At 48.8% G+C, this 19,483-nt stretch carries 11 protein-coding genes and 1 pseudogene; 4 read left to right on the forward strand and 8 right to left on the reverse strand.

The features are described 5' to 3' along the window. Positions 1–272 precede the first annotated feature (272 nt). From CYPRO_RS16915 to CYPRO_RS09495, 8 genes and pseudogenes are all read right to left on the reverse strand, one after another. A complete protein-coding gene (locus CYPRO_RS16915; protein WP_333473006.1) occupies positions 273–755 on the reverse strand; it encodes a helix-turn-helix transcriptional regulator in 483 nt (160 codons plus the stop codon). Further along, positions 747–4,355, reverse strand: a pseudogene (locus tag CYPRO_RS16920) (response regulator); the annotation flags it as partial. The pseudogene CYPRO_RS16920 and the gene CYPRO_RS16915, both read right to left, overlap by 9 nt. Positions 4,356–5,111: 756 nt before the next feature. After that, a complete protein-coding gene (locus CYPRO_RS09470; RefSeq protein WP_114984386.1) occupies positions 5,112–5,354 on the reverse strand; it encodes a PID-CTERM protein-sorting domain-containing protein in 243 nt (80 codons plus the stop codon). A 120-nt stretch (positions 5,355–5,474) separates the two neighbouring features. After that, positions 5,475–6,701, reverse strand: a complete 1,227-nt coding sequence (locus CYPRO_RS09475) for a T9SS type A sorting domain-containing protein (protein WP_164682671.1) — start codon at positions 6,699–6,701, stop codon at positions 5,475–5,477. Then, on the reverse strand, positions 6,694–8,922 hold the full coding sequence (locus CYPRO_RS09480; RefSeq protein WP_114984388.1) for a BspA family leucine-rich repeat surface protein: 2,229 nt from the start codon (positions 8,920–8,922) through the stop codon (positions 6,694–6,696). Before CYPRO_RS09480 ends, CYPRO_RS09475 begins: the two co-directional genes overlap by 8 nt. 252 nt (positions 8,923–9,174) lie before the next feature. Continuing rightward, positions 9,175–10,848, reverse strand: coding sequence for an ATP-binding protein (locus CYPRO_RS09485; RefSeq protein WP_114984389.1), 1,674 nt, complete (start codon positions 10,846–10,848; stop codon positions 9,175–9,177). After that, positions 10,829–13,270, reverse strand: a complete 2,442-nt coding sequence (locus CYPRO_RS09490; protein ID WP_164682673.1) for a ligand-binding sensor domain-containing protein — start codon at positions 13,268–13,270, stop codon at positions 10,829–10,831. Before CYPRO_RS09490 ends, CYPRO_RS09485 begins: the two co-directional genes overlap by 20 nt. Before the next feature lie 725 nt (positions 13,271–13,995). Continuing rightward, on the reverse strand, positions 13,996–14,778 hold the full coding sequence (locus CYPRO_RS09495; RefSeq protein ID WP_114984391.1) for a GntR family transcriptional regulator: 783 nt from the start codon (positions 14,776–14,778) through the stop codon (positions 13,996–13,998). 211 nt (positions 14,779–14,989) lie between these two features. On the opposite strand from CYPRO_RS09495, the gene CYPRO_RS09500 reads away from it, so the two are divergent. The 4 genes from CYPRO_RS09500 (at position 14,990) to CYPRO_RS09515 (ending at position 19,460) form a co-directional block, all read left to right on the forward strand. After that, on the forward strand, positions 14,990–15,607 hold the full coding sequence (locus tag CYPRO_RS09500; RefSeq protein ID WP_270049206.1) for a YeeE/YedE family protein: 618 nt from the start codon (positions 14,990–14,992) through the stop codon (positions 15,605–15,607). A gap of 18 nt (positions 15,608–15,625) precedes the next feature. Then, on the forward strand, positions 15,626–16,054 hold the full coding sequence (locus CYPRO_RS09505) for a DUF6691 family protein (RefSeq protein ID WP_114984393.1): 429 nt from the start codon (positions 15,626–15,628) through the stop codon (positions 16,052–16,054). A gap of 73 nt (positions 16,055–16,127) precedes the next feature. Beyond that, positions 16,128–17,546: an MBL fold metallo-hydrolase gene (locus CYPRO_RS09510; protein WP_114984394.1), complete on the forward strand. Its 1,419-nt coding sequence runs from the start codon at positions 16,128–16,130 to the stop codon at positions 17,544–17,546. A 186-nt stretch (positions 17,547–17,732) separates the two neighbouring features. Then, a complete protein-coding gene (locus CYPRO_RS09515; RefSeq protein ID WP_114984395.1) occupies positions 17,733–19,460 on the forward strand; it encodes a SulP family inorganic anion transporter in 1,728 nt (575 codons plus the stop codon). Positions 19,461–19,483 lie beyond the last annotated feature (23 nt).

A 19,483-nucleotide genomic window follows, 5' to 3' on the forward strand; every position in this document is an offset into this window, starting at 1 on the left:
TTAATGTTATCAGTCATGCAAGTCAGGTTCTTCCCGGTCAATCATATCTGCTAAAAGGTACGTGCAATACCCGCCCGCATTTTGCCCTCAGCGTGCAACATTTTGCCTAAATCGTGCATTTTTCATTTTTTTGGGCTCATAAACATCCCCTCAGAGCCTGCAGGCAGCCATAACTGACAAAAAGCTTTTCGCCATCTTTCAAACAGTCCGATATTTTCCTCACAGCCCTATGCAGGGGGAGGTTCTTCCCGTCCGATTCTCTCTATGCTGTCTTATTTACCGGTAATGCAATCGGACGGTTTACACCCATAATATTCCTTAAAAGCTCTGCTGAAATAGGATAGGCTGTTATAGCCGACGGCATAAGCTACCTGTGTAATGGAAGGCTCTCCTGTTTCGAGTAGTTTTTTGGCCTCTTCAAGGCGCACCCGCTTCATGATGTCCTGCGCATTTTCAGTTGTAAGCTGCATGAGTTTACGATGCAGGGTTGAGCGGCTCATGCTGAGCTGAACGGCAAGCTGCTCCACACTAAAGGCCGGGTCTGTGATATGCTCTCTGATAATTTGCTCCGTTTGGTGCAGAAACGCGGATGTTTCAGCTGAGGCTGTTTTCGGGGATTTAGTTGTAACTGCCTGTAAGCCGGGTTGCAGGCGGTCTTTTACCTTTTTTCCTGCTTGTTTTTTCAACTGCTGCTGCAACCAGTTCCGGAGTTCCCGTTGCAGGGCAAGCTGTCCTTCCACCCTTGCTTTTAGCACAGAAGGGGAAAAAGGTTTGGTGATATAATCGCTCGCTCCCGCTTCCAGTCCTTCGAGTTCGCTGCTTTCACTGCCTTTAGCGGTGATCACAATCACGGGAATATGCCGGGTTTAGGGATATTTCCGCAACTGCCTGGTAAAGGCAAAACCATCGAGTTCGGGCATCATCACATCCGTTAGAATGATATCGGGCAGTAGGGTTCGGCTCTGCCCGAGGGCTTCGCGGCCGTTTACACACTCAGCAATCTGATAATTTATGCCCAGAATACTTCGGATAAAACTCCTGATCCCCGGGTTATCATCCACCACCATTACCACAGGAACATTCACATCAGCATCCGGCATACGGTGTAAAGATTCCTCCTCTGCACTAAGACTGTCAAGTGCTGCTTCGGGCAAAGCCTCGTTTAGATAATCCTGCTGATCTTTATTTCCATCCTTAACAAGCTGCACGTACTCTCCTTTGATATCGGAAATCGTGCCGGGAATCAGCGCCTGCACCCTTGTTCCCGCACCTGCCTGAGAGCTGAGCTGAAGGTCAATGCTATGCATTTCCGCGATAAACTGCACCAGGCTCAGGCCTACGCCGGTTCCCGGGCCGAAACCCATAGCTCCCGAACTACGGTAGAAACGGTTGAAGACAAAGGGGAGATCATCTTGCGCGATACCGATTCCAGTATCCTCGATAATGAGTTCTATAACGCCCTCTGTTTCGGGGGATGGCGTGAGCTTCACGTTTACGCAGCCCTTTTTTGTGTATTTTACAGCATTCGACAGCAGGTTGGACAGCAGCAGCTCCATCTGCCGAACATCAAAATACCCGGTCTTTTTTTCAAGTGCCGGATCAATATGAAGGCTTAACTTAAGTTTTTTCTGCGCTGCAAGCGGTTCATACCAGCCCACGGCTTTACTCAGAATTCTTGCAAACGCCACTTCCTCTACCTGTGCGCTAAAGGTGCCGCTCTCCATTTTCGACAGGTTCAGCACCTCTTCGACCATGAATAAAAGGCGGTCTGCATTAGCGATAATCATGTTTGCAGAGGAACGACGCTCGGCATCCGTCAGATTAATTCCATGCATTCTGAGCAGGTCAGCAGGCCCTTTAATGAGGGTAAGCGGCGTACGAAATTCGTGGCTAATGCCGGAGAACAATCGTGATTTAAGCTTGTTCAGATTTTCGAGCTGTTTGTTTTTTTGATCGATTTCATCCGTGCGCACGCTAACCAGCTTTTCAAGTACCTTTTGCTGCCTCATCAGTTTTCGGGTTCTCCACAGAAAAAGAAGCCAACCAAAGCCAGCAAAGGTTAACAGATAGAAAAAATAAGCCAGGTTGGATCTGAACCAGGGGGGCACAATGACGAAAGCAACGGTAGCAACCGGAGAAAGCTGACCTGACAAATTACGCCCTCGGACCTCAAAGGTATAGCTTCCCTCCCGCAGGTTGCGGTAATCGGCAAAAGTTTCCTTTGACCATGCCGACCATTCATCACCGGCCCCCAAAAGGCGGAACTGATACTGATTGCCCTCAGCTGCCAGATAAGAAATCAGGCTCCATGAAAACCGGAGGTCATTGGTTTCCCAGCCAATACGCGGGTTTTCCAGAATGATGTTTTCTATCCATCCATGATGCAGCACCGAATCGGGCAGGGATGTGATTTGGGTAATTTGCAGCCGAAGTTCCTGTTCAGTTGCAACGTCAATATCAAAAAAAGCCGGATCAAGATAGCTGATACCGCTCTGCATCACTTTGTACACCCTGCCCGAAGCCCCGAAGGTATGTTCGAGATAATCTTGTCTGTTGCCCGAATATAGGGGCAGCTTTCGTACGGAAAACGGTTCCCCTGCACTGCTCCTTGCAAGCAGCAGGAAACGGGCGGGCGGAATGAATGCAATTATACTGCTGCTGCCATTCTGAAATGGATAAAGGGCAGATATACGGGCATCCCCGTTCAGCCCGGGCAGTGCAAAATCGGGATGAAATTCCAGGCCGTCCTGCTCCTTATTCAGCCTCTTCACCCCGTTAGCTGTGGTAAACAGCACCTCCCCTTCATACATCAGTACCTGATCCGTGCCATCTTCTGCAAGCCCGATACTATTGCCCCAAAGCGTTTTTTGATTGATGGAGGCGACGCCGTTTTGGTCTGCTTCACCCGTGAACCTGAAAATGCCGCTGTTGGTCGTACCAATCCAAAACTCAGAATCTGATACCTTCGCGAAACTTTTTGGATTTAACGAAAAGGAATGCAGGGGCGTAATCTGTGGAGCTTGCAAGTCTTCCTGTAACACAAGCCGGTTAATCTGATTGGGGGAATCATAGAAATAAATGGTATTCGGATGCTGCGGATCCCTGAAAACAGACCGGATAAAAGCATCTTCGGTTAATCGCTCTATGGTGATGCTGTTACTAAGCAAAGCCAGCCCACGGGTTGTCCCGATGAACAAGCCAGCAGGTGTAGTCTCAAGATCAAAGACGACCATATTCGGGATTACCTGAGAGAAGCTTTCGTGATCTCCCAACCATAAACCGTAATCCGTGCCCACCATTATATTCCCCTGCCATTCGGCAACAGACCAAATTTGACTGTTCGGGACACCCTGCTTTTCAATAAACTGCTTTTGGGGAGAACTGTACATAATAGCAGCAAGCCCATCCGGACTTGAAACCCAAATTGTACCATCCGAAGCTTCATAAGCCTGCCCGGCAATATCGAATGGCAGGATATTGGATTGATTAAAGTTATGCAGGAGGGTACCGCTGATATCGAAAATCTGAACCCCACTCAGGGAAGTCATGATTACCGAACCGTCAGAAAGGGTTCCTGCACTCAGAATATGGAAGCGCTCTTTATCGGAATAGTACGAGAAAATGCCCGCATTGCGCCACCTGCGCCCGTCTTCTAACACCCATAACTCATGATTCAAGGTGTAGATACCGGGCACCCCTCCCATATTTAAAATTCTGTTCTCGGCAGCGGGAAAAGGGGTTGAAACCGGAATAAGGTTCCCGCTTTCATCCATCAGATGAAGGCCCGATGCGGTATCGGTAACCCAGGTACTTCCTTCAATTTGCAAAGTATCAAAAAAACGACCCTCAGGCTGAATATTTAAAATTCCAGGTTCAGCCTGTCGGTATAAATAGGCCTGATCCTGTCCTAAAAAAAGCATATCGCCGCTCTGTCCGGAAGGCGTTGTGCGATGGAGAAATGGAACTGCATGGGATGAATCAGCTATAAGCCCTTTAAGTGACTGAAACCTGTATTCGCCGCTCAGCTCACGCTTGAGGTAGCCAAAATCAGTGCTCGAGGTAGAGTAGATGATGCCGGTCGGTGCTTTGGCAAATGAAGACGCGACTCCGCGACGGGGGTACAAAATCGGACGGGCATGTGTTCCGTTTATTTGTTGGGCACCTAAATTGTCGTTACCGAAAAGAATAGTGCCATCGGTATCTTCAATAATGGCGTAAGTCAGATCCGAGCCATTAAAATCAGTGCCATTCTGAAACAAACGAACCACAGGGTATCCCACTAACAGCTCGTTGAGCTGCGACCATGCCGGAGTTTGCACACTCAAAACAAAAAAAAATATAAATAACACCCTCATAATTTTTTATATTTTTTCTTCAAAAACTAATTGCCATGTGTTTTCACAAGGTGCATACTTCAATAAAAACTATCTCCTTTTAGTGAAATGATACTTTTCATTTATTAAATCAATAATTTTAGTACAAGCTTATTTATCCACACATAATAAACCACCACAGCACACCAATCAATACCCAAAATAACATTCAATAAAATATTTAATTAAACCCATACTTATACGTATATATAATACTTAAATCAGTCAAAAAATTGATACTACAATCCGTATTTATACTTGCTTAAATTTTACATTAACGTATTTGTACGTAATTACACCTGCGTTTAATTGCATTTTTTTCTGTGCATTTATTTCAAAGGGATTAAATCACCCATGATGACAGCGTTCGATATTCCCTTTTTTTGTGGCCCAAAATGCACAAATGACCGGTATCATGCGGTAAAGTTCAGGACCCGCACAGCTTTCTGCTGTACCGGCCTGAAGCTATTGTATATAAGCATTCAACAGGCAGCAGGGGTAATTGGGCAGTGATCTCAGATCCCGAACCTTATGCGATACGCTCCTATCCAAAACAGCACTTAACGAACGCAAGATAAGCTGTTCAGCGGCTTTTGCTTACACCGGAGTCGTTGTTAGAGGGTTATCGGCGTATTGCACCGCTTTTTTATTCTTATATCAAAACGTGCTAAAAAGCCCACACCACCTCTTTTGGTCCTGCTAATTTGCATAGCGTTGCCTGAATTCTCTTCCGGCTTTTCACTCTTTCTTCAGGCGCTTTACCGCATAAGCTCCGCCGGCGGCAAGCAGCAGTGCAAGTCCGCTGCCGATCGGGGTTTGGGTTGGTGCGCCCGGCAGCTGCGGCGGACCCGGGTTGTTCATGGGCTGCGCGGGCGCATTGTCCTGCCAAAGCTGCTGACTGCGGTCCTGCGCAACGGTTGGGGTGAAATCTGCACAGAGCAGAAAAAGGGTGACGGTAAGTGCGGATATAAGGAGTTTCATGGCTGAAAGAAAGAGTGTTCGGTAAATTAGCTGTTACAACCGAAGCCGGAATATTGCCGGCTTCGGTTAAATGGGTTTTAGGTCAGGCGCAGTAGTTGCTGCGTACGTTTAATTGACGGCTTATTTGATGAGCGTCATTTTTTGGGTGAGTACCTTCGTTCCCGCCTGAAGCCGGTACAGGTACACCCCACTTGACAGGGCTGAACCGTTGAATCGAACGGTATGGATGCCCGGGTTTTGTTGCCCGTTCACCAGCGTAGCAACGCGCTGACCCTGAATGTTGAACACATCAAGCCTCACCTCCGCGCTTTCGGGCAGTTCGTAGCGAATCTGCGTGGTGGGGTTAAACGGGTTGGGGTAGTTTTGATGGAGCGCGAACACGGTTGGCAGCTGACCATCGGTTGGAATGTCAGTTGTGATTCCCGGGTCGATGGTGAGCACAAAGCGCTCGCCGGCAAACATCGGGCTCATTACAGGGGTGCCATCCGCCTGAAGATCACGGAATTGCTTAACTTCTGCCCCTTTCTGCATCAGTCCGGCTGCTGACATCTGGAAACTGTACGACTGCTCTTCGCGCAGATCGATAACCGCCCCGGTATGCGTTTCGGCAAGGGTGATGCTCATGCCCGAGGGAATGTTCGAAAAGGTCGGCCAGCTGAAGGTCGCTTCGCCTTCATAGAACTGATAATCGGCGAATGCGCCCGCCGCAATCGGGAAGGACACAGCCTCATCCATATCAGTCGGAAGGGAGTTCAGCATGGTGGGGTTATTGCCTTTAACCGAGTAGGTGTAGGCAAAGGATGTCGCCATTGGTGACAGGAAGTAGGCATCGTTGTGGCCGAACTCCTGTGAATATTCTTCGCCAAACCGAAAGCCGGTGAAGGATTCGCTTGCGCCTGTTTCCAGCTTCAGCGTAAACACTGAGGCCGGGGATTGATTGAACAAATCGCCGTTTCCGGATTCGATTGAACGGGCGGTTGGTGGAACGATAAGCTCAGGATTCGAAGCGTTGGCCTTCACAAAAAACGCCTGGAAAGGAGCGATGAAGTCAGCTGCAACTACGCCATCAATGGTACCGCCAGCGGTTGCGATTTCATAGTTGCCGGTGGCAGGATTCCACAGATAGGCGAAATTATCGACAGCTGTTTTAGTCCAGTTTGGATTCGCCCAGTCGATCGACGCGCCGAAAGGGTTGCCGAGCAGGTTCCAGCCGTCGCCATTTCCTTCCGTGTAGGTAAGGCTGAACAAGAAAGGGTCGGCAGCAGGGTTTTGCTTACCCTGCGTAACCGCGGTATGCGGAAATGGCAGCGCCGTTGCGGGATCGTCCCGGTCTTTTCTCTCATACACGTACAGAAAGTATCCCCCTGCCGGCCTCGATGGTGTTGGAAGCCGGCGCGACAAAACGATCAGCATTAGTGCCCCCGCCGGCCTCGTTATATATTAAGACGTTGGCCGCAGACCCGGAGGCGCCCGCATCGTCAGAACCCGGAAATCCTTGGGTCCACAGCGAGTTAAACAGCCCGCCAGTGCCGGCTATGGTGCTGTTGGCTACCGGGGAGGTAAACGAAATCCAGCGGGAATGGGCCTCTATTTTGCGCTGGTAAACCACATTCGCATCTCCGGTAATACCGCCGGAAAAAAGAACCGGCGTATCGGAGCCAATAATCAGACTCCCGCTGCGGCGCACACGCACCTCGTTTTTGAAATCCGTATTTTGGGTTAGTACCAATGAAGCATTATCAAAAATCATCGGACGATTGGCCGCTGGAACGCTGTTCCCGCGCCAGTTGGAGCCTGTGTTTAGATCGCCATCTGTGCCCCCGGTCCACAGGCAATCACCGCGTGTACCCCAGATGGGCTTGTTGCTAAATGTGCCGAAATTAAGGGGCTCAAAATTAAATTGTGGCACCTCCCAGCAGCGGAGATTCCCTCTGAAGCTATTGGCACTTGCAAACATTGAAAGCATTCTGGTAACGCTGCTTACATCCCAACTGCCAATATCCTGGTTGAAAGCATTGGCATTTATAAACATTCCAAACATATCCGTCACGCTGCTTACGTCCCAGTTGCCGATATCCTGATTGAAGGCACGGGCATCTTCAAACATACCAACCATATCAGTAACGCTACTCACATCCCAGCTGCCGATATTCTGGTTGAAGGTACGGTCATCCCAAAACAATAACCTCATATTTGTAATCCCGCTTGTACAAGTGGTGGCGGCATTGGTAGTGTTAATTTGAGCAGCGGTTCTTTTAGTGAAGGTAACATTGGTGCCGTTAATGGTTAATGTGCCTTGGGCGCCAACACCCGCATCGGGGCACATGACCGTAACGCCGTTCTCTGCAAGGAAAAAATCTGTATTAATCTGAGGGCAGGTTCCCCATACAGGAAGCTTATCTTCAGTTAACCCGCTGCCAGACGAAAATAAGGAAGGTGCCTCAGTAAAGTTTTCCACACACCATAAGTTCAATTCCTGGCTGAAATTGGCGGCGTCTTGAAACATACGAGTCATTTCAGAAACGCTGCTCACATCCCATTTTCCAATATCTTGGTTGAAATTGCCTGCAAGTCTAAACATTCCTTGCATATTCGTCACACTACTTACATCCCAGCTGCTAATATCCTGGTTGAAATCGGTGTTAAAAAACATTGCCTGCATAACCGTAACGCTGCTCACATCCCAGCTGCCGATATCCTGGTTGAAGGTACGGGCATCTCGAAACATACTGTTCATACTCGTCACACTACTTACGTCCCAGCTGCCGATATCCTCGTTGAAGGCATGGGCATCTTCAAACATACGAGACATACTCGTCACGCTGCTTACGTCCCAGTTGCCTATATCCTGATTGAAGGCATGGGCATTTCGAAACATATCAGACATATTCGTCACGCTGCTTACGTCCCAGCTTCCAATATCCTGGTTGAAGGCACGGGCATCTTGAAACATACGAGACATATTCGTCACGCTGCTCACATCCCAGCTGCCGATATCCTCGTTGAAGGCATTGGCAAATTGAAACAATGCTATCATAATGGTTATCCCGCTGGTGCATGTGGTGGCGGCATTGGTAGTGTTAATTTGAAGTGCGGTTCTTTTGGTGAAGGTGACATTGGTGCCGTTAATACTTAATGTGCCCTGTTCGCCAACCTCGGCATCGGGGCACATGACCGTAACGCCGTTCTCGGCAAGGAAAAATAATGATGGTGTTTCGGAATGCACTTCAGCAGACGGCACTGCATTGATTTCCACGGATGTACCTAACAGGCCTGAAGATTCGTTTGGAGTAAAACTTCCATTTGCTTGCGCATCGTAAAAACCCGAAAGCAGGCTTATACAAATAAGGATAGCTAATGCCAGGGTATATTTTGCCAGCCAATAGTTGTTAAGCTGTATTGATTTTGTGGTTTTACTATGTTTAGCTCCGGATTTGCAGCGAGTATTGACGGAGCAATTTGTTACAACATTGGTCGCCAATATGGGCTGGTGAACGCATCTTCCTGAATTATAAATTAGAGTGAGGTCCAGCCGTCCTTTCATCGGTGCGTTTGTTTGTCTTTTCATTGGTGCGTAATTTTTAAAGTACCCATAAGTGCGGCCATAGGTTTTGTGCAAACAGGCCGCGCTCAACGGTGTCGTTGTCGAACACTTTAAAAGTAGTCATAAAGCGGTACCGGTCGCTTGTGATAATGCGACACAAGCTTGTTTATAAGCGACAAAAACCACGTTTTTTTACTGTTTTAGGGGATATTAACGCCAACAAACCAAACGCAGGAAAGCCGGGTAAGCGGAATTTTAAGGGAGGGTAACTACTGTTCAGCCGATGGCTTCGGACGGGGATTTTCCGAATTCTTTTTTAAAAGCGCTGCTAAACCGGGAGAGGCTTCCATAGCCTACGGCATAGGCCACTTCAGAAACGGAACCTGCATTATCTTTCAGCAGTTTATGTGCGGTTTGAAGCCTTTTTTGCACAACATATTGTTTGGGGGTAAGGCCGGTCAGGTCTTTGATCTTACGCTGCAGCTGCCGCTGACTGACGTGCAGTTGTTCTGATAGCTGTGCAATATTAAGCTCCTCATCGTTTAGCTGCCTGATTATCATTTTTTCAAACTTGTCAAAAAGCTCATCCTTTTCGGACAGCCCTGCCGATTCGAGATAGCTTTGATCATTTGCAAACTTGGCCCACAGTCTTTTTTTGGCATCTATCTGATTCTTCACGGTTTCAATAAAAAGGGCGGCATTAAACGGTTTAGGCAGGTAGGCATCAGCCCCCTTTTGCAGACCTGCGAGCTGATGCTCTTCATCCGTACGTGCTGTAAGCATTACAAACGGAATAAAATTAACGGTCGGGTCGTTGCGAAGCTTCCGGCAAAATTCAAATCCATCCATAACGGGCATCATGATATCACTAATGATCAGATCAGGCATAAGTGCCCTTGCAGCTTCAAGACCTTCCCTACCGTTGTTCACAAGATGAACCCTGTAGCTTTCAATCAGCAGCTCGTGAAGATATTCCTGAAGTCCGGTTTCATCCTCTGCAATTAAAATCAGCGGGAGTTCATCCCGGTTTGATTTACCGGACTTAAGAGAAAATTTGGGCCTTGTTTGTTGTTCTTCAAACATAACTGACTTTACAGCAGGATGGATGATTGGGGGCTCCTTTGTCTCAGGCCTTGATTCGGGATTGTGCTGATTAGCTTCTGTTTGAAGGGCTGGCAGAAATACCTGAAACGCAGAACCTTCCCCCAGTTTACTGCTAACACTTATCTGCCCCTGATGAAGGGCTACACACTCTTTAACGACGGCAAGGCCAAGACCAACGCCGCCTTTTTGCGCATTCGAAGCCTGAAAAAAACGATCAAACAGAAAGGGCAGATTATCCTGCGGTATTCCGCTACCTGTATCTTTTACGCATAACCCGACCCTGCTCTCTGGGGCTTTACCGGCTGCTTGCGTGATAACCGTAACCCTGCCCCCTTTTTCTGTATGTTTAATTGCATTGGCCATGAGGTTTATCAGCACCTGTTCCATTTTGGATTTATCTGCATGTACCCAAGCTGCATCCTCATTACCGCCCAATTCGACTATAAGTGCGACCCCCTTTTGATCCGCCCAGGACAGAAACATACTTTTCAGATGCAGGGCAAGCTGATACATATTCAGCGGCACTTTTTGCAGCTGCTCTGTACCGCTTTCAATACGGGATAGCTGCAGCAACTGCTCAATCTGAAGAGACAGCCTTCCAATATTCCCTTCAAGCTGAAAAAACATGGCTTGTAAGGACTTTGTAAGCGGGCCATACTTCCCGCTTAATGCCAAATCGGTATGACCCTTTATGAGGGTTAACGGGGTACGCAATTCATGAGAGATATTTGCAAAAAAGCGTGATTTTTGTTTATTCAGCTCTTCCAGCCGTAGCGCCTGCTGCTCCGTAAGGGCCTTGCTTTCAGTCAGGGCTTTTAAGGCCTGCTCAACGCGGTTTTTTTTCACGGGTGATGGCAGCGGTTTGCTCCTTCACCGTTTGCTGCAGGTTGTACTCCCGCCGGATACCGGCTTTAATCTGATAGCGGGTAAAGGCCAGGCCGCCCCCGGCTGAAATAACAATAAGCAAACCATAAAACCACAAGGTTTGCCAAAATGGCGGCGTAATTTTAAAAGACAGCCCGACATCTTGGTCGTTTTGGATGCCGGCATTGTTTGTAGCCCTCACCCGGAAGGTGAAATTGCCGGGAGGCAGAGAAGTAAATACGGCTTCACGCTGCCTGCCGGCAGCCTGCCATTCGGTATGAAAGCCCTTAACCATATACTGGAAACGAACATATTCCGGATTCATGAAACTAAGGGCCGTGAACCGGAAAACAAGTTGCTGCACATTGTGAGGGATGTCGTCAACTTCGTCCGGCAGGAAGCTTACGCCATCGATTATAATCTCTTCTATCAGGGTATTGGGAGGTTTTCGGTTCAGGTTCATCTGCTCCGTATGGATTTCGGCCAGGCCCTGAACGGTTGGGATATACAAAATGCCTGATTCCGATAAATGAAGAGATGGAGAAAATCCGCCCGTTGTTTCCCGGTTGGGCATGCCTTCAGCAACGCCAAATGGTGTAATGGGCAGGTCTGTGCTTTCCCCTGAAAAAAAGCGTTCGGCATGCAGGCTGTCAATCATGAAAAGCCCTCGGTTTCCTCCCAGCCAGATATTTCCCCTGTGGTCAGTAGTAAGCTGCGAGATGCTTTCATCTAACAGCCCGGATTCAGCTGTCACAGCAAGGGGAACCTGACCCGGGCTGTACACGACCATTCCTCCGCCATTACTGCCAAATAAAAAACGACCGTTGGCGTCTCTTGCGATAGTTCTGAAGGCATTGGTACTCAGAATATCGAGTTCCGGCTTACTTAAAAAACGTCCATCCTGTACAAAGCCAACACCTCGGTCTGTTGCAATCCAAAGCTTGTTATGTTCATCTTCGAAAAGATCTCTCACAACAGCAATCTTATTTCCGGACATATCCCTGATTATTTCTGCGGTTTCACCATCCCAGCGAACCAAGCCCTGACTGTAAGTACCAAACCAAATGACGCCGGCACTGTCCTCAAAAATCGCAAGTACAATACTGTCATCGCTGTGCTCCCAGTCTTCAAATTTCTGAAACATACGGGCATCCGGAGGACGAAAGTAAACGCCGTCAGACCAGGTTCCGGCCCAGATCGTCCCGTCTGACTGCTCATAAACTGACCAAATGCAGGAATTAGCGAATCCGTATTCGTAACGGAACTGTTTAAGCTCATTTTCAAAATACCTATACAAGCCGTCACAATTGGTGCCAAACCAAACGGCGCCGTCCCGCGAACCTGTAATGCTTGTTATCGCAGTCTGATTAAGTGATGCTAAGCCGGAATCAATATTGATCGGGGTTGGCACAAACCGCAGCACGCCCCCTGCTCTCGTTGCGAGCCAAAAGGTGCCTTCATAGTCAATAACCATATTCCTGATAAACTGATCAGAAAAAGATCGGATTCTCACACGTTGATCAACCCTTTCCCCGACCGGGAAAATGAGCTCAAAAAGGCCATGTGAGCCATACATAAACATGCGACCATCCTGCAGGCTTATACCCAGCAAATTATTAAATCCCAGCGCGGCACCGGAAATTTTGTGCTGTATTTGTGTACGCGCAGATTGAACCTTAAAAAGGTCTTTATTGGTAAGCAGCCAGTAAAAATCTTCATCAGCTGCAATGGAAACAAAAAAAGAGGAAGATTCCACAGCCATCTCTGCAGTGCTGTTGCCGGGTGCAATCAGCGTACCGCCGGATAATGACATGCTTAAAGATACCTCGCTGCCATCGTGTTTTGCGCGGTAAATATTTTCCTGCTGAACGATGTAAGTATGGGTATCGCTGTGCGTGATATGCTTTATCGTTTGGCGCGGTATTGCGTCAATTCGGGTAAATAGCCCATCTGAAAACCGGAAAAGCCCTGAATGCGCTCCAATCCAAATTGCACCGTCAGGGCCTTCACTAAGGGCTGTCACTTCTGCTCTCACATCGGCTCCGTCAATGCGGATCGTATAGACAGAAGACGTATTGCCGGCAATCATCAGAAGCGTATTATCCTGCACACCGGCCCAGATATTGCCTTTGCGATCCTGTATCACTACATGAAAGCGGTTAGAATTCAACCCTTCCACATTAGACACGTTATACTCTTTATAACTCAAACCGTCATAGCGTACCAGACCGTTGAAAGTAGCTATCCAAATGTAACCCTGTTGATCCTGAATGATGTCATTGATACCGTTCGCAGGCAACCCGTGCTCAGTCGTAAGGCTGGCACTTTGGTAAAACTGATTCCTTTCAAAAATCAGCTGCTGACTCTGAGCAGCATACAGCACTCCGCCGCCCAATAACTGCATCCCTATAAAAAGAATGCAAAATAGTACTTGTACAAACGCTTGCAAAAGATGACCCATACCTATAATGACACAAAACCAGAATACCTGTCAACATGGTGATTTAGTGCAACAGTTCCTCTAATCTTCCATGCTTTATTTAGTCACAGTAGCTTATTACGGACAACAATCTTGCCCCGTTCAGGAATAAAAATGCAGCTTACAGGCCAGATAATCAAGATACAGCTATTTCCTCACATCGATAGGCCTTCTGATTTAGCTGTGACTTCACCGAAAACCTAACGTTTTTTTATAAATGAAACCCAATCTCTAAGCCCATTCAAACACGCGGTATACGACCTGTAAGAGACATCCAATAGCACATTTTCATAAAACCCTTAATACTGCACAACATTGCCCATCTTCCAACTATGGCGGCATGTGAGGGATCTCCTTCGCGGGAATTCGCGCCGGTGCAAATGACCATTGGGTTTTGTTCGGGGCGTTGATTCATATCGGGGCAAGAAAACGGCAGGAGATCTCTAACATTAAACTTCGATATGGTGCCAGAGCAGATAGGATTGTTCGGGCTTTGATTTCGGTGTGCCATGCCCCGCTGTTCAAGATGAACTGTTTTTTGTTTTTGTTTTTGAACCATCGTAGAGACGCAAGATTTTGCGTCTCTACCGGAGCGACACCTGTAGCCACCCCAAAAATTACCAAAGCACCACAACGAAACCGGGTGCCACTTACCTGAACACCGGGTAAAATTCCTTTAGGGGCATTTGCGGTTCTTTGGTGCTCTGCGGATTACGTTCCAGGCTTACCTGCCAGCTGATTTTGTCTGCGCGGTAGTAGCGGCGCTGAAAATATACGGCTTTATCATTCAGCGTATAGGATACGCGGTCAAACAACAACAGGGGCGCCCCTTTGATTACCTGCAGGTGCGTAGCCATTTCTTCGTCTGCGACACAGGCCTGAATGTCATAGGTTCCCCGGATGATGGGAATTTCGTAGTCTTCCTCCAGAATCCGGAAAATGGTTTTGTCAGCTAGCTCCTGATCAGCAATCAGCTGACCATATAGTATAGGAAACCAGGTTTTGTCATAGGCAACAGGCTCATTGTCACCCATGCGCAAGCGGTCGAGCTGCAGAACCATCTGCCCTACCTTGAGACCAAGTTTTTCAGCTATTAAATCACATACTTTGCTGTGATCCATCCGAATGACTTCCGAGCGTGCCTGTTTGCCCGCGTCACGCATGTCTTCCATAAAATCGGTAAGGCGAATCAGGTTCTTACTCAGCTTACCCTGCTTCACAAATGAGCCGAGCCCCTGACAGCGGTAGATCATTTCGTCTGACTCCAGCGTCTGAAGCGCCCGACGCACCGTCACACGGCTCACCTGAAATCGGTCAGACAGCTCCTGTTCAGAAGGAAGCTTTTCATCCTTGTCAAAAACGCCGGCATCTATCTGCGCGCGCAGCCAGCTGCTGATCTGTTCATGCCGGGGCACATTTTTCTTTAGTTCCATCTATTCAGTTGTATTAATACATGTGTTTATTTTCTGATCCAAAGGTACTCATCCTGCCTTAATAATACAAGTTAGATGGAAATTTTATTTTTGTTTTATTTAGCCAAATACTTGAATTTATTTTATTTGCGTTCGATTAATTAAGCCCGAAAACCATTCAGGCGAACAAACCGAACAAACTTGTATTGACAAGTATTACTATGTGTCGTATATTTGCAACAGTTCAACACAACAAACACGCTTCACTTCACAACAATACATTTCTTTTATGTTTGAATTTTTAACCCAACCCTGGCCCTGGTATGTTGCCGGTCCCGTAATCGGACTCACAGTGCCCTTACTGCTTATCATGGGCGGCAAATCTTTTGGGATATCCGAAAACCTGCGTCACGTTTGCGCATCATGCAATGTCGGAAACGTCTCCTTCTTTAATTACGACTGGAAAAAGAATGGCGCCTGGAATCTGACTTTTCTTTTAGGCGTCATTGTTGGCGGACTCCTTGGCGGTGTCCTTTTTGCCAATCCTGAGCCCATTCAGCTGGCAGAGTCTACAGTGAATGACCTGCGTGAACTGGGAATCACGGATTTTAGCGGCTTTGTGCCGGCTGAAATTTTTAGCTGGGAAGTGCTTGGAACCGGTACAGGCTTTGTTATTCTGGTTATTGGCGGATTCCTCGTAGGTTTTGGCGCACGCTACGCCGGTGGATGTACTTCCGGTCATGCCATCTCCGGTCTCTCTGACCTGCAGCTTGCCTCACTGATAGCCGTTATCGGCTTCTTTATCGGTGGCCTGCTCATGACACACTTCATCTACCCACTCATTCTTTAGTATTCGATTATCCCTATTATGATTTCAGCAAAAGATTTTTTAAAGTACCTTACGGCAGGAACCCTTTTCGGATTCGTGCTCATGAAATCTGAAGTCGTGTCCTGGTTTCGGATTCAGGAAATGTTCCGCTTCGACGCCTTTCACATGTATGGTATTATTGGTGTCGCCATTCTGGTTGGCCTGATCTCCATACAGCTCATTAAGCGATTCAACATTAAGGATATGGGCGGGAACGACATCACCATTAATCCCAAGGATTCTTCTCAGGTAACCCGCTACATCGTTGGCGGTACCATGTTCGGATTGGGCTGGGCACTGCTTGGCGCATGTCCGGGGCCGATGTTCGCCCTTCTCGGCAGTGGTATCACCATTATCATTGTCCCGATTCTCGCAGCACTCGCTGGTACTTACACCTACGGCGCCCTTCGCGAAAAACTCCCGCACTAATTTTCAAATTTCCGGCTTAGTGCCGGACCCCTTCTTCAAATAACAAATACCCATCTAAACAAGGAAAAACACCATGTTTTACAAGCAATTCTTCGATGACAAACTCGCTCAGTATTCTTATCTCATCGGCTGTCAGGCAACTGGGGAAGCCATTGTGATCGACCCCATGCGCGATGTAGATCAGTACATCAATACTGCAACCCGCGAGAACCTGACCATCACCAAAGCTGTGGATACACACATTCACGCCGACTACATCTCCGGTCTTCGCGAATTCGCTGAGCGCGGCGCTAAAGTTTATGGTTCGGATGAAGGCGACGCCGACTGGAAATACGAGTGGCTCATCGGCAGCGATTACGATTATGAGCTCCTTAAAAACAATGATGAAATCAAAATCGGTAACATCACGATCAAAGCATGGCACACCCCGGGGCACACCCCTGAGCACCTGAGCTATTTCATCACCGATGGCGCTGCAGCGGATGTCCCCATGGGCGTTGCAACCGGTGACTTCGTTTTCGTAGGTGATGTTGGTCGTCCTGACCTCCTGGAGTCAGCTGCCGGTATGGAACACGTGATGGAGCCATCAGCCCGTACGCTGTACAAAACCGTTGAAGAATTCAAAAGCCTTCCGGAGTACATCCAAATCTGGCCGGGTCACGGTGCAGGTAGTGCTTGCGGAAAAGCCCTCGGCGCGATCCCCGAAACTACTGTAGGTTACGAGCTCCGCTTCAACAACTCGCTGAAGTCTGCTTCCTCAGAAGATAACTTCGTGAAATTCATCCTCGATGGTCAGCCTGAGCCGCCGATGTACTTCGCCCGCATGAAGCGCGATAACAAAATCGGTCCCAAGCTTCTGAAAGGTCTGCCAAATCCCAAGCGCCTCACCGTTGCTGAAATCAAGCAACTGGCTGAAAAAGGCAAAGATGTCGCCATCATCGACACCCGTGAGCGCGATCAGTACGCAGCCGGTCACCTGCCGGGCTCTCTCCTCTCCCCGCTGAACAAGCAATTCAACACCGTTGCCGGTTCTTATGTGGATGAAGATGAGAAAATGTACCTCGTCATCGACGAGCACCTGGTAAAAGAAGCTGTAGTTGATCTCATCCGCATTGGCCTTGATCACATCGAAGGTTACATCACCCCTGCCGACCTCCGCGTGTACAAAAACCTCGGCGGCAAGCTGGATACGCTCAAAACCGTTTCCTTCGAAGAGATGGAAAACCTGGCTAAGCAAGATGGCTACCAAATCCTCGATGTTCGCAAGGGCAGCGAGTTCAGTGAAAAGGCATTTGAAGGTGCCGAGAACTTCGCTCACACCCGCCTGTTCAACCGCAAGGACGAGATTGCCAAAGGCAAAACTTACCTTGTACACTGTATGACAGGCGGACGCTCCGCTGTTGCGAGTGCTTACCTGAAGCGTGAAGGGCACGATGTAGTGCTTATTGAAGACGACTTCACCGCTTACATGAACAGCAAAGTAACCGCCTAAGCGAATACGCTGTTTGTTTCGGATGACGATGATGAAAGTCGTCCTCATCCCGGTCAACAGAAAAACTGAAGGGCCGGTGTGGCTTACATGCCGTACCGGCCCTTTTTCTTTTGAATCCGTTCCGCAAAAAAACTAAATCCTGATCAGCCAGCCCAAACCGGTACTGTTTCCTTTTTTTTCATCGGTATGATACCCGCCCAATCCATCCTGCAACGCTTTCTGCCTGTCACAGACTGGCTGCCGAAATACGACCGCAGTCAGCTCAAAGGTGATCTCAGCGCCGGCCTGACCGTTGGCGTTATGCTGATTCCACAGGGTATGGCCTATGCGCTCATCGCAGGCCTTCCGCCGCAGTACGGATTGTATGCAAGCGTAGTACCCCTGCTCATTTATGCCATGCTGGGCAGTTCGCGTCACCTGGGCGTGGGTCCGGTTGCGCTCGTTGCGCTGCTGGTCGCCGCAGCCGTGAGTCCGGTTGCCCAAAGTCCGGAAGAATTCCTGGCCCTTAGTATCATTCTGGCGCTGATGGTTGGTCTGCTGCAGCTTGTTTTCGGACTGCTTCGCCTGGGTTTTGTAGTCAACCTGCTTTCCCATCCCGTACTGTCGGGCTTCATATCTGCGGCAGCCATCATCATCGGGCTGAGTCAGGTACATCACCTGCTGGGTATATCCTCAGTGAGTGGAAGTCTGCACGATATTTTGTGGGGGCTGGGCACGCAGCTTGGTGGTATCAAACCCATCACACTCGCAGTAGGGATTGCGGGCATAGCCCTTATGATTCTGGGCAAGAAATATGTGAAAGCCCTGCCGGCGCCGGTCATGGTGCTGCTCGCGGGCATATTCGTTGTATGGATTACCGGCCTGCACCAAACCGGGCTCTCCGTAGTCGGAACCATTCCTGCCGGACTTCCACCTTTCGCCGTCCCTGCCCTTTCAGCCGAAGCTGTGAGCACGCTCTTTCCCATGGCACTCGCTATTGCACTTGTGGCCTACATGGAAGCCATTGCGGTAGCCAAAGCCATTCAGCAACGGGATAAGTCGTACAAAATAAATCCCGATCAGGAGCTGATAGCCCTTGGCGCGTCAAACGTGGCGGGTTCCTTTTTCCTCTCCTTTCCGGTAACCGGGAGCTTCTCCCGCACAGCGGTAAACTTCGATACCGGGGGCAAAACGCCTCTCGCGTCTGTTATCAGTGCGCTGGTAGTGCTTGTGACCCTGCTGTTTCTCACGCCGGTCTTCTTCTACCTGCCTCATGCCGTGCTGGCCGCGGTGATTATCGTTTCGGTTTACGGACTGATTGAGTTTGGTCAGTTTCGTACCCTCTGGAAGCTGGGGCACTACGACCGCTACCTCTTTCTTGCAGCCTTTTTGGGCACGCTGTTTATCGGCATTAAGGAAGGCATTCTGCTTGGCGTTATGCTCTCCGTAGCCATGCTGCTGTACCGATCGGCCCGCCCCAACCATGTTGTATTGGGCCGCCTGCCTGGCACACAGATTTACCGCGACATCCGGAACTACGAAACCGAGCAAAATCCTACCGCGCTGATTTTCCGTTTCGACGCACCGCTTCACTTTGCCAATGCGGAGTTTTATTCCGACAAGGTCAGCGAACTGATTCAGCATAAACCTGAAACCCGTTTCATCATCCTTGATTTCAACGGCATCAACGATATTGACTCAACCGGACTGGAAGCACTGCACGATCTGCTCAAAGACATCCGACGGGACAATCGCGTCCCCATGATCACCGAAGCGAAGTTTGCCGTGCGCAGCATGATTAAGAAAGCATGGCCGGAAGCGGATGTGCCGCAGTTTTTCATGCGCATTGAAGACGCCGTTGAAGCGGCCGGCTGTATAGATGAGCCCGAAGCGGATTTCGAAAAACGGGGTATTTACACCGACCTGAGATTTTAACACGCACCCAAACTTTTTTCCTT

This window comes from Cyclonatronum proteinivorum, assembly GCF_003353065.1.
Taxonomy (GTDB): domain Bacteria; phylum Bacteroidota; class Rhodothermia; order Balneolales; family Cyclonatronaceae; genus Cyclonatronum; species Cyclonatronum proteinivorum.

Coding starts and splice junctions, on each gene's coding strand:
- CYPRO_RS09505 (WP_114984393.1), top strand. CDS start 15,626: ATGATTTCAGCAAAAGATTTTTTAAAGTACCTTACGGCAGGAACCCTT.
- CYPRO_RS09480 (WP_114984388.1), bottom strand. CDS start 8,922: ATGAAAAGACAAACAAACGCACCGATGAAAGGACGGCTGGACCTCACT.
- CYPRO_RS09490 (WP_164682673.1), bottom strand. CDS start 13,270: ATGCAGTTATTGGGCGGCGGAGTGCTGTATGCTGCTCAGAGTCAGCAG.
- CYPRO_RS09495 (WP_114984391.1), bottom strand. CDS start 14,778: ATGGAACTAAAGAAAAATGTGCCCCGGCATGAACAGATCAGCAGCTGG.
- CYPRO_RS09470 (WP_114984386.1), bottom strand. CDS start 5,354: ATGAAACTCCTTATATCCGCACTTACCGTCACCCTTTTTCTGCTCTGT.
- CYPRO_RS09515 (WP_114984395.1), top strand. CDS start 17,733: ATGATACCCGCCCAATCCATCCTGCAACGCTTTCTGCCTGTCACAGAC.
- CYPRO_RS09510 (WP_114984394.1), top strand. CDS start 16,128: ATGTTTTACAAGCAATTCTTCGATGACAAACTCGCTCAGTATTCTTAT.